The 11,321-nt window shown below is 61.2% G+C and carries 12 protein-coding genes; 5 read left to right on the forward strand and 7 right to left on the reverse strand.

The annotated features are described in order from the left end of the window. Positions 1–44: 44 nt before the first annotated feature. Entirely contained in the window at positions 45–431 is a 387-nt protein-coding gene (locus tag N430_RS05405) for a hypothetical protein (protein ID WP_110633755.1), read from the reverse strand. Between the two features lie 146 nt (positions 432–577). Here N430_RS05405 and N430_RS05410 point away from each other — a divergent pair, with 146 nt between their 5' ends. Together N430_RS05410 and N430_RS05415 are read left to right on the forward strand one after the other, a co-directional pair. Further along, the gene (locus N430_RS05410; RefSeq protein WP_103445799.1) at positions 578–775 is read left to right on the forward strand and encodes a heavy-metal-associated domain-containing protein; all 198 of its coding nucleotides are present in this window, start codon (positions 578–580) and stop codon (positions 773–775) included. A gap of 106 nt (positions 776–881) precedes the next feature. Beyond that, positions 882–2,063 carry a multidrug effflux MFS transporter gene (locus N430_RS05415; RefSeq protein WP_110633758.1) on the forward strand — a complete coding sequence of 394 codons (1,182 nt, stop codon included), beginning with the start codon at positions 882–884 and terminating at the stop codon, positions 2,061–2,063. On the opposite strand, the gene N430_RS29645 is transcribed toward N430_RS05415, so the two are convergent. Beyond that, complete coding sequence (locus N430_RS29645) at positions 2,014–2,211, reverse strand: hypothetical protein (RefSeq protein WP_082432304.1); 198 nt, start codon at positions 2,209–2,211, stop codon at positions 2,014–2,016. The genes N430_RS05415 and N430_RS29645 overlap by 50 nt on opposite strands. A 455-nt stretch (positions 2,212–2,666) precedes the next feature. On the opposite strand from N430_RS29645, the gene N430_RS05425 reads away from it, so the two are divergent. Beyond that, positions 2,667–3,368, forward strand: a complete 702-nt coding sequence (locus tag N430_RS05425) for a helix-turn-helix transcriptional regulator (RefSeq protein ID WP_110633761.1) — start codon at positions 2,667–2,669, stop codon at positions 3,366–3,368. A 5-nt stretch (positions 3,369–3,373) separates the two neighbouring features. Here N430_RS05425 and N430_RS05430 read toward each other — a convergent pair whose 3' ends face one another. The 5 genes from N430_RS05430 to N430_RS05450 all read right to left on the reverse strand — a co-directional run bounded on the left by N430_RS05430 (position 3,374) and on the right by N430_RS05450 (position 7,723). Next, on the reverse strand, positions 3,374–4,321 hold the full coding sequence (locus N430_RS05430) for an adenosine deaminase (RefSeq protein ID WP_027920845.1): 948 nt from the start codon (positions 4,319–4,321) through the stop codon (positions 3,374–3,376). An 84-nt stretch (positions 4,322–4,405) separates the two neighbouring features. Beyond that, the gene (locus N430_RS05435) at positions 4,406–5,092 is read right to left on the reverse strand and encodes an SDR family oxidoreductase (RefSeq protein WP_110633764.1); all 687 of its coding nucleotides are present in this window, start codon (positions 5,090–5,092) and stop codon (positions 4,406–4,408) included. Between the two features lie 366 nt (positions 5,093–5,458). Next, positions 5,459–6,043 carry a YigZ family protein gene (locus tag N430_RS05440; RefSeq protein ID WP_110633766.1) on the reverse strand — a complete coding sequence of 195 codons (585 nt, stop codon included), beginning with the start codon at positions 6,041–6,043 and terminating at the stop codon, positions 5,459–5,461. 9 nt (positions 6,044–6,052) lie between these two features. Then, positions 6,053–6,715 (reverse strand): TetR/AcrR family transcriptional regulator, encoded by a 663-nt coding sequence (locus N430_RS05445; protein WP_103445793.1) that lies wholly within the window; start codon positions 6,713–6,715, stop codon positions 6,053–6,055. Between the two features lie 90 nt (positions 6,716–6,805). After that, complete coding sequence (locus N430_RS05450) at positions 6,806–7,723, reverse strand: LysR family transcriptional regulator (protein ID WP_079229828.1); 918 nt, start codon at positions 7,721–7,723, stop codon at positions 6,806–6,808. A 118-nt stretch (positions 7,724–7,841) separates the two neighbouring features. On the opposite strand from N430_RS05450, the gene N430_RS05455 reads away from it, so the two are divergent. Both N430_RS05455 and N430_RS05460 read left to right on the forward strand, forming a co-directional pair. Then, complete coding sequence (locus tag N430_RS05455; protein WP_110633769.1) at positions 7,842–9,188, forward strand: aspartate aminotransferase family protein; 1,347 nt, start codon at positions 7,842–7,844, stop codon at positions 9,186–9,188. 73 nt (positions 9,189–9,261) lie between these two features. Continuing rightward, positions 9,262–10,755 carry a CoA-acylating methylmalonate-semialdehyde dehydrogenase gene (locus tag N430_RS05460; RefSeq protein WP_110633772.1) on the forward strand — a complete coding sequence of 498 codons (1,494 nt, stop codon included), beginning with the start codon at positions 9,262–9,264 and terminating at the stop codon, positions 10,753–10,755. Positions 10,756–11,321 lie beyond the last annotated feature (566 nt).

The raw sequence follows: 11,321 nt of genomic DNA on the forward strand, positions 1-11,321 counted from the left end.
GGCAGGGCTTCAGCATCAGCATCAACCTTGCCACGCAGGGAAGGTCAATAGCCCAGGCCGGCTCGCTTCAATTCCAGGCCATTGTGGCCCATGGCGATGCGGTACTTGGTGATCTGGCCTGCTTGCAGGTTGAGCCGCGTGCTGCGTTGGTCCTCGATGCCGGGGGCACAGCCAGGCATCTGCCCGGGCAGCAGACGCAGGCGGACGTCGACTGGGCCGGGCGGCAGGTTGAAGGACGTGGACTGTTCCTGGAAGACGCGGCCGGAGAGCTGATCGTTAAGGTACACGCCGATTTCGCAGCTGGTGGCCACTTCCAGGCGTTCCCGGGAAATGATCAGCACGCTGTAGTCCGAGTTGCCCTCGGCGCTGGCCGGTGGCACTGCGGCCAGCGCGGCCAACAACCCCACAACGCCCACTGCTGTCCTGAACATGAAGAATCTCCTGCTTGCACAAATCGTCAAAGGCGCAGCTTGGCCGAGGTCCGCGCAGATTTCCAGCCCGGCCGTTTCATGCAGAACTTGACCTTGCCCCGATGGCAAGCTTGAAACTGCGCAAAACCCTGAAGGAGGCAGTACCCATGCAAGTGTTCAATGTTCAAGGCATGACCTGTGGCCATTGTGTGAAAGCAGTGACTCGCGCGGTACAGGAGCAGGATGCGCAGGCCACGGTGGAAGTCGATCTCCCTGGCCAGAAAGTGCGTGTGCAAAGCTCGCTGGCTGCTGAGCAGGTGTTGGCGGCGATTCGTGAGGAAGGCTATCAGGCTGAAGTGGCCTGAGCCGAAGGGGCCGCAATGCGGCCCTGTTTTGTTGCAAATGTTTTCATGCTGAGGGTGGCCACTGCAGGTAGACTTAGCGGCTTGCTTAGCCTGCTATGGATTCCTGATGAACCTGCGAATGGTGCTGATTCTGGGCGCACTGAGTGCGTTCGGGCCCTTGGCGATCGATTTCTACCTGCCCGCCTTCCCGGCGATGGCGCAGGCGTTCGCCACCGATGAAAAACATGTACAGGCCACCCTGGCGGCCTATTTCCTCGGCCTGTCGATCGGCCAGCTGGCCTACGGGCCGGTGGCTGACCGATTCGGCCGACGCAAGCCGCTGCTGTTCGGTGTGGCGCTATTCACCCTGGCCTCGCTGGCCTGTGCCTATGCACCCAACCTCGACACCTTGATCGTGGCGCGCTTTGTCCAGGCGCTGGGTGGTTGCGCTGGCATGGTGCTGTCGCGGGCCATTGTCAGTGACAAATGCGACCCGGTGGCATCGGCCAAGGTGTTTTCGCAGTTGATGCTGGTGATGGGCCTGGCACCGATCCTGGCGCCGATGCTGGGCGGGGTGCTGGTGAACGTGGCGGGTTGGCAGTCGATTTTCCTGGCGCTGAGCCTGTTCAGTGCTGCCAGCCTGCTGGCGGTGAGCCTGGGCCTGCCGGAAAGCCTGCCGGCCAACATGCCGCGCCAGCCGCTGTCTGGTGCATTGCGCCAGTACCTGCGGTTGTTGGCTGATCGGGTGTTCATTGGCCACGCCTTGACCGGTGGCATCGCCATTGCCGGGATGTTTGCCTACATCGCCGGTTCGCCTTTCGTATTCATCAAGCTCTATGGCGTCCCTGCCGAACACTATGGCTGGCTGTTTGGTACCAACGCGGCCGGTTTCATTCTGGTGGCCCAGGTCAACGCGCGCCTGCTGTCCAAGCGGGGCCCGGCATTCCTGTTGGTTCGGGCAGTGTGGCTCTACCTGGCCGCCGGCCTGGTACTGCTGGGCGTGGCTGCCCTGCGTCCCACGCAGTTATGGCCATTGCTGGTGCCGCTATTCGTCTGTATTGCCAGTTTGGGTTGCATCATCCCCAACGCGTCGGCCTGCGCCATGAGTGGCCAGGGCGCGCGTGCAGGCAGCGCGTCGGCACTGATGGGCTGCATACAGTTCAGCGTCGCGGCCGGTGCGGCGTCGCTGGTCGGCGTGCTGCATGACGGCAGTGCAGTGCCCATGGCCTTGGTGATCAGCCTGTGCGGGGTGCTGGTGGTCAGTGTCGCGCTGTTGACCCGGCGTTTGCAGGCCACGCGTCCAGCATGAGTGGGTGAGGTGCCTGCAGACGGGTTTCCAGGGTGGCGACGAAGGCACGTGCCTCTGCCTCGCTGCGGAAACTCACCACATGCTGGTCGAGCCTCACCTGCCACGGGCAGTTGGGGTTGCGGTTCGACGCACTGACGACAATCTTCATCGCGGCATACCTCCGATTCAGGGGGAGAGCGGATCAAGTGTAGCGCTGCAGGCACCTGACGCCATGACCTGAGTCGGTGTCCTGACTGGCGGTCTGGGCACTTTTCCCAATGGCCTGTCCGACGATTCCAAGGCACATGCCTGAATTGATGTGGAAGCTTCGCTTTGAGTTGCGCTATTTGAGGAAGCGCGCTGTCAGCAGAGTCGCTGCCCACGCTGGGCCATCCTTCCTCATGCCCTTTATTTTCCTTTCTGCGCCACCTTGTGGCGACTTTGACTACGCGTGAGGGTTGCCCCACCCAGCGTCGAATGAGCCTTGCTGAGCAGGTGCAGGGCTACCGGGAGCCGCGCAAGTGCGGCTTATACTGGCCCTCGGCAGTTTGCTTGAGAGGCGCCCAGCGCAGCCAAGGCTGGCCTCTGGAAACCAGACGTGATCATGCGGGGAGATACAGGGACATGAATGCAGTCAGCAGTATCAGTCAGATTGCCGGCCTGATGGCCGACCCCAAGCGTAGCGCGATGTTGTGGGCGCTAATCGACGGCACTCCGCGGCCGACCGATGAACTGGCGATGATGACCGGACTGACCTCGTCATCGGCTTGTGCCCACCTGTCGTTGCTGTCTTCGGCGGGCCTGCTCAGGCTTGAGTCGCGTGGCCGAAAGCGCTATTTCAGGCTTGCTACACCGCAGGTCGGAGTAGCCGTCGAAGCGCTGGCCAGCGTCCAGTTGGTGTCGGAAAGAGGGTTGCGTACAGAAGTGCTGCAATTGCCGATGTCGATGCGCAGGGCGCGCCGTTGTGGCGAACACCTGGGCGGCGAGCTGGCGGGTGAGTTGTATCACCGACTGGTGGTGGCTGGGTGGCTGGAGGGCAGCGGGCGGGAGCTGATGGTCAGCGAAAAGGGGCGAACGCAGCTGGCGGCCATCGGCGTGTACATCGACGCGCTGGCATCGCGACGGCACTGTGTGATCTGCCATTGCGATGAGTCGAGCGACCAAGGGCCACATCTGGGTGGCAGCCTTGGTCAGGCATTGCTCAAACTGTTTTTGCAGTCTGGCTGGATACGCGAGCCTGAAGGCACGCGGGTACTGCAGGTTTCTGCCGAGGGCATGCAGCAGATCAACCGTATAGCCCGCGTGACGACCTTGCAGGTCGGTTGACGGTTTCAGACCAGTCGAGCGTCCAGGCTGTTTTGCGCCAAGCGGCGGGCCTGGTCTTCGGTCATGCCCAGGTGGGTGTGCAGGGCATGGAAGTTCTCGGTGACGTAACCGCCGAAGTAAGCCGGGTCGTCCGAGTTCACCGTCACCTTCACGCCACGCTCGAGCATGTCGAGGATGTTGTGTTGGCTCATGTGGTCGAACACACAGAGTTTGGTGTTCGACAACGGGCAGACGGTGAGCGGGATCTGTTCATCGATGATGCGCTGCATCAGGCGTTCGTCTTCGATGGCGCGGACACCGTGGTCGATGCGCTTGATCTTCAGCAGGTCGAGGGCTTCCCAGATGTACTCGGGTGGGCCTTCCTCACCGGCGTGGGCCACAGCCACGAAACCTTCGCTGCGGGCACGGTCGAACACGCGCTGGAACTTGCTTGGCGGGTGGCCCATTTCCGAGCTGTCCAGGCCGACGGCGATGAACGCGTCGCGGAAGGGCAGGGCCTGGTCGAGGGTCTTCTGCGCTTCGTCTTCGCTGAGGTGACGCAGGAAGCTCAGGATCAGGCCACTGCTGATGCCCAGTTGCTCGCGGCCGTCCTTTAGTGCCTGGTTGATGCCATTGAGCACGACTTCGAACGGGATGCCGCGGTCGGTGTGGGTCTGTGGGTCGAAGAACGGTTCGGTGTGGATGACGTTCTGCGCCTTGCAGCGTTGCAGGTAGGCCCAGGTCAGGTCGTAGAAATCCTGTTCGGTGCGCAGCACGTCTGCACCCTGGTAATACAGGTCGAGGAATTCCTGCAGGTTGTTGAAGGCGTAGGCGCTGCGCAGGGTTTCCACGTCGTTCCACGGCAGGGCGATCTTGTTGCGCTCGGCCAGGGCGAACAGCAGTTCGGGTTCCAGCGAGCCTTCAAGGTGCAGGTGCAGTTCTGCCTTGGGCAGGGCGTTCAGCCAGTCATACATAAGGGGGGTGTCTCGAATCAGGTACGGTTGCCGCCATTCTACAGGGCCTGGCCGGGCATTGCGCCCGGCCGGTCGGTATTTACCTCACCAAGTGAGTGATTCGCCTTTGTAGTTGATGAAGCGCAGGCCACCGTGGCCGCTTTGTGCCTTGATCTGGTCGAGCATGCCACGGGTGCTGGTGAGCACGTCGATTTCAGCATTTTCGCCGCCCATGTCGGTCTTCACCCAGCCCGGGTGCATGGCCAGTACGCACAGGTCGGGGCGCTGCAATTCGACCACGAAACTGTTGATCATCGAATTGAGCGCGGCCTTGCTGGCCTTGTACAGGCAGATCTCGCCACCGTCGGGGATGGTCACGCTGCCGAGGATCGAACTCATGAATGCCAGTACGCCGCTGCCTTCCCGCACTTGGCCGGCCAGGCGGCGGGCGACGCGGATCGGGGCCACGGCATTGGTCATGAACAGGTCGCCGATGGCCTGGGGCTGTACGGTTTCCAGGTCTTGCGGCAGGGGCCCCATGACCCCGGCGTTGACGAACACAAGGTCGAACACCTGGCCTTGCAGGCGTTGCTTGAGGCCGTCGAGCTGGGCGGTGTCGTTCATTTCCAGTTGCTCGATGCGCACGTCGGGTACATCAGCAAGGGCGCCTGGCTGTTGTGGGTTGCGCACGGTTGCAGTGATGTTCCAGCCGTCTTCGTGCAGGCGTTGTACCAGGCCCAGGCCAAGGCCGCGGGAGGCACCAATGATAAGGGCAGTTCTTGAGCTAGCCATGTGAGCGCTCCTTGTTCTGTTGAAGTGAAGGGCTTTGAGCATAATGCAGACGGCTCGCGTCTGCCGTTGCTGAATTTGAACAAAAAATGATCAGTGGCTTGGGGGCGTGACCGAGCAGGGGATTGGCCCGTTGGCTAACGGGTTATCCACAGGATGGTCCACAGTAAATGTGAGCAAGCGCAACGGCAGGGGATGTGTAATACGCCTGACACACTGGGGATAAGTTTCGAAGGTTCAGTTGCTTGCGGCTGTCATCAAACAGTGATCAAAATATGCTCAATGCTCTGCAGGCCTTGCTGGGCATGGGGTCTAGCGGAGTGCCCCAAGCTTATCCACAGGCCGGCCCACAGTTGTTGTGGGCAAACTTCAGTGGGCTTCGAGGATGATCCGGCCACGGCTCAGGTCCGCCAGTTGCTGTTGCAATGCGGGAAGGTGAGCTTCGCCCACGGCAATCTGCAGGTCGACGCCATTGGCGGTGAATTGTTCGTCCAGCACCAGGCCATCCACGTCGGCCAGGCGCAGCTTTACCAGGGCCAATTCGCTGAAGGTGCAACTGCAGGTGAACTCGCTGCGCTGGATCAGCAGGCGCTTGGGGGCTTGCTGCAGGCACTTGTTGGCGCCACCGCCGTAGGCCCGGGCCAGCCCGCCGGTGCCAAGCTGGATGCCGCCGTACCAACGAATCACCAGCACCACCACCTGGTCGCAGTCCTGTGCCTCGATGGCCGCCAGGATCGGCCGCCCGGCGGTACCGCCCGGTTCGCCATCGTCATTGCTGCGGTATTGCCCGCCAATCTTCCACGCCCAGCAATTGTGCGTGGCGGCCAGGTCGCTGTGGCGTTCGATGAAACTCATCGCCTCGGCGGCACTGTTGATCGGGCCGGCGAGGGTGATAAAGCGACTCTTGCGGATTTCCTCGCGAAATTCGCAGAGGTCGAGCAGGGTAGAAGGCATAGATGAACGTCAGGCAACCGGCTTGATGCCGCACCCCTTGAGAATGATGTGGATAAGGTTGTTGCTGGCATCTTCCATGTCTTGCTTGGTCAGGCGGCTGCGGCCGGTGACCTGGCAGATCTGGGTGGCAAAGTCGGCATAGTGCTGGGTGCTGCCCCAGAGCAGGAAAATCAGGTGCACCGGGTCGACCTTGTCCATCTTGCCGGCTTCCATCCAGGCCTGGAACACGGCGGCCCGGCCGCGGAACCACTCGCGGTAGTCGGCGCTGAAGTACTCGGTCAGGCAGGTGCCACCGCTGATCACTTCCATTGCGAAGATGCGTGAAGCCTGCGGGTTGCGCCGGGAGAACTCCATCTTGGTGCGGATGTAGTGGCTCAGCGCTTCGCCCGGGTCGTCCTCGACGCTCAGGGCGTTGAAGGTACTGTCCCACAGCTCGATGATGTTGCTCAGCACGGCGATATACAGGCCGAGCTTGTTGGTGAAGTAATAATGCAGGTTGGCCTTGGGCAAGCCGGCCTTCAGCGCGATGGTGTTCATGCTGGTGCCTTTGAACCCATGGCGGGCGAATTCGTCTTCGGCGGCCTGGATGATGGCCTGTTCGTTCTTCTGGCGGATGCGGCCGGCGGGCTTGCCCGAGGCGGCGAGGCGATGCGCAGGGACTTCTAGGGTCATGGACGATTCCGGACAGGTCTGTGGCAACGAATGTCGGACAAGATTACCTGCCTGCGCTGGCGTGACAAGCCTTAGCGTCAGAAGCGGGCATCAACGTGTCGCAGCCAGGCTTTCCAGGAAGCTTTCCAGCACCAGGTTCGGTCGCCGCCCTTTGCGCGTGACCCAGCTGAGGCTCAGGTCATAGAAACGCTGAGCAGGCTTGAGTGCACGCAGGCGGCCTTGCTGGACCCAGAAGGTGGCGTAGTGGTCGGGCAGGTAGCCGATGTAGCGGCCGGTGAGGATCAGGAACGCCATGCCTTCGCGGTCCGAGGCGCTGGCGGTGCAGTTGAGCGCCTGGTAATGCGCCTGGATTTCCGCAGGCAGGCGGAAGGTTGGCGCGATTGCTTCCTGGCTGTTGAGGCGTTCATCGTCGATCTGCTGGTTGTCGGCGTAGAACAAGGGGTGGCCAACCGCGCAGTAGAGCTGTGACCGTTCGCTGTAAAGGGGTTGGTATTCCAGGCCGGACAGCGGGCTGGTCTGCGGGACCACGCCGACGTGCAGGCTGCCGTCCAGTACCCCTTGCTCGACCTGGCTGGGGGCGATCATGCGGATCTGGATGCGTACATCCGGGCCGCGGTCCTTGAGTTCGGCCAGGGCGTGGGTGATGCGCATGTGCGGCAGGGTGACCAGGTTGTCGGTCAGGCCAATGTTGAGTTCGCCGCGCAAGTGCTGGTGCAGGCCGTTGACCTCGGTACGGAAGGTTTCCAGTGCACTGAGCAACTGCAGCGCCGAGTGATAGACCTCGCGGCCTTCCTCGGTCAGCGAGAAACCGGCACGGCCGCGCTGGCACAGGCGCAAGCCCAGGCGTTGTTCGAGGTCGTTCATCTGCTGGCTGATGGCCGAGCGGCCGATGCCCAGCACGTTCTCCGCAGCCGAGAAGCCGCCGCATTCAACCACGCTTCGGTAGATTTTCAGCAGGCGAATGTCGAAATCGCTGACTTGCGCGAGAGGGTCGGGGCGTCGGCTCATAAGTTTAGTCTTGCGCTACCTGAAGATTAGAAATGTAGGCTTTTTCAGACTTTATCCCCGTGCGAATTTAGCTGCAACAACATCCATCGTTGCCTAGTCGTCTTCCGAGGAACCGCCGATGAACATGCCCGAAACCGCAACCGCCGGTATCGCCAGCCAGCTTAAGCTGGACGCCCACTGGATGCCCTACACCGCCAACCGTAACTTCCAGCGCGACCCACGCCTGATCGTGGCGGCCGAAGGCAACTACCTGGTCGATGACAAGGGGCGCAAGATCTTCGACGCCCTCTCTGGCCTGTGGACCTGTGGCGCCGGGCATACCCGCAAGGAAATCACCGAAGCGGTCGCGCGGCAGGTCGGCACCCTCGATTACTCCCCGGCGTTCCAGTTCGGCCACCCGCTGTCGTTCCAGCTGGCCGAGAAGATCGCCGATCTGACCCCGGGCGACCTGAATCACGTCTTCTATACCAACTCCGGCTCCGAGTGCTGCGACACCGCGCTGAAGATGGTGCGTGCCTACTGGCGCCTGAAAGGCCAGGCCACAAAGACCAAGATCATTGGCCGTGCCCGTGGTTACCACGGGGTGAACATTGCCGGGACCAGCCTGGGTGGCGTCAATGGCAACCGCAAGATGTTCGGCCAGCTGCTGGACGTCGACCACCTGCCTCACACCGTGCTGCCGGCGAACGCCTTCTCCAAGGGCATGCCGGAAGAGGGCGGTATCGCCCTGGCAGATGAAATGCTCAAGCTGATCGAGCTGCACGATGCTTCGAACATCGCCGCAGTAATCGTCGAGCCTCTGGCGGGTTCCGCCGGTGTGCTGCCGCCGCCAAAGGGTTACCTGAAGCGTCTGCGTGAAATCTGCACCCAGCACAACATCCTGCTGATCTTCGACGAAGTGATCACCGGCTTCGGCCGCATGGGCGCCATGACCGGTGCCGAGGCCTTTGGCGTCACCCCTGACCTGATGTGCATCGCCAAGCAGGTCACCAACGGTGCCATCCCGATGGGCGCGGTCATCGCCACCAGCGAGATCTACCAGACCTTCATGAACCAGCCGACCCCGGAATACGCGGTGGAATTCCCCCACGGCTATACCTATTCGGCTCACCCTGTAGCCTGCGCCGCCGGCCTGGCTGCGCTCGACCTGCTGCAGAAGGAAAGCCTGGTGCAGTCCGCTGCCGAACTGGCGCCGCACTTCGAGAAGCTGCTGCATGGCGTGAAGGGCACCAAGAACATCGTCGACATCCGTAACTACGGCCTGGCTGGCGCGATCCAGATCGCTGCCCGCGACGGTGATGCGATCGTGCGTCCTTACGAGGCGGCCATGAAGCTGTGGCAAGCCGGCTTCTATGTGCGCTTCGGTGGCGACACCCTGCAGTTCGGCCCAACCTTCAATACCCAGCCGCAGGAACTGGACCGCCTGTTCGACGCGGTCGGCGAAGCCTTGAACCAGATCGACTGATCTTTCCGCTTTTGACGTAGGGCGCGTGAACCCATCACGCGCCTGCCTCAACCTTCTTTATCTGGAGTTTTGCATGAGCATTGTTCAGCACCTGATCCACGGCGAACTGGTTACCAAGGGTGAACGCACCGCCGATGTCTTCAACCCGTCCACCGGCCAGGCGGTACACAAGGTCGAACTGGCCAGCCGCGCGACCGTCCAGGAAGCCATCGATTCGGCCAAGGCTGCCTTCCCGGCCTGGCGCAACACCCCGCCGGCCAAGCGCGCCCAGGTGATGTTCCGCTTCAAGCAACTGCTGGAGCAGAACGAAGCCCGCATCTCGCAGATGATCAGCGAAGAGCACGGCAAGACCCTGGAAGACGCGGCCGGTGAACTGAAGCGTGGCATCGAGAACGTCGAGTTCGCCTGCGCGGCGCCGGAAGTGCTGAAAGGCGAGTACAGCCGCAACGTTGGCCCGAACATCGACGCCTGGTCCGACTTCCAGCCGTTGGGTGTGGTCGCCGGCATTACCCCGTTCAACTTCCCAGCCATGGTTCCGCTGTGGATGTACCCGCTGGCCATCGCCTGCGGTAACGCCTTCATCCTGAAGCCCTCCGAGCGTGACCCGAGCTCGACCCTGTTCATCGCCCAGCTGCTGCTGGAGGCTGGCCTGCCGAAGGGCATCCTCAACGTAGTGCACGGTGACAAGGAAGCAGTCGATGCACTGATCGAAGCGCCGGAAGTGAAAGCGCTGAGCTTCGTCGGTTCGACCCCGATTGCCGAATACATCTATGCCGAAGGCACCAAGCGCGGCAAGCGTGTACAGGCCTTGGGTGGTGCGAAGAACCACGCGGTGCTGATGCCCGATGCCGACCTGGACAACGCGGTCAGCGCGCTGATGGGCGCCGCCTACGGCTCGTGCGGCGAGCGTTGCATGGCTATCTCGGTGGCGGTGTGCGTGGGCGACCAGGTTGCCGATGCTCTGATCGCCAAGCTGGAGCCGCAGATCAAGGCGCTGAAGATTGGTGCCGGCACTTCCTGCGGTCTGGACATGGGCCCGCTGGTCACTGCTGCTGCCCGTGACAAGGTTGTCGGTTACATCGACGATGGCGTTGCCGCTGGCGCCAAGCTGGTAGTGGACGGCCGTGGCTTCCGTGTAACGGGTAATGAAGATGGCTACTTCGTTGGCGGCACGCTGTTCGACAACGTGACACCGGAAATGCGCATCTATAAAGAAGAGATCTTCGGCCCGGTGCTGTGCGTGGTGCGCGTGAATAGCCTGGAGCAGGCCATGCAGCTGATCAACGATCACGAATATGGCAACGGTACCTGCATCTTCACCCGTGACGGTGAAGCGGCTCGCCTGTTCTGCGACGAAATCGAAGTGGGCATGGTAGGTGTGAACGTACCGCTGCCGGTACCGGTTGCCTACCACAGCTTCGGTGGCTGGAAGCGTTCGCTGTTCGGCGACTTGCATGCCTATGGCCCGGACGGTGTGCGCTTCTATACCCGTCGCAAGGCGATCACCCAGCGTTGGCCGCAGCGGGCCAGCCATGAGGCATCGCAGTTTGCGTTCCCTAGCTTGTAAGGGATGAAGTGAAGCGGGGAGGCCGACAGGCCTCCCCGCTTTGTTTTCAGCGATATTAAAGTTTCTTGAAATTAAAGGTTGACGCGCTTTCGAATCCCCTTATAATGCGCCCCACTTCCAGCGACATCGGAACGACAAACTCCTTGAGAATCAATGAGTTAGGTGGTTAAGGTGGTGTTGGAGGGGCTTCGATCGAAAGATCGATAGCGGTTGAGATGAAGGTTGACAGCGGTTTTAAATGCTGTATTATTCGCCTCCCGCTAGCGAGTGATCGCAGCGAGCCAAGTGTTTGAAGCTAAACGAGTTTCTCGCAAAAAACTTCAAAATAAACGCTTGACAGGCTCTGAGGAAAGCGTAGAATGCGCGCCTCGGTTGAGACGAAAAGCTCTTAACCAAACGCTCTTTAACAAATCGAATCAAGCAATTCGTGTGGGTGCTTGTGAGTACGGACTGATAGTCACAAAGATTATCAGCATCACAAGTGGCCATGCGAGAAATCACATAGTCATTTGAGATTGCTGAGCCAAGTTTAGGGTTTCTTAAAAACCCAAGCAGTATTGAACTGA

Source organism: Pseudomonas sp. CC120222-01a (genome assembly GCF_003097235.1).
Taxonomy (GTDB): domain Bacteria; phylum Pseudomonadota; class Gammaproteobacteria; order Pseudomonadales; family Pseudomonadaceae; genus Aquipseudomonas.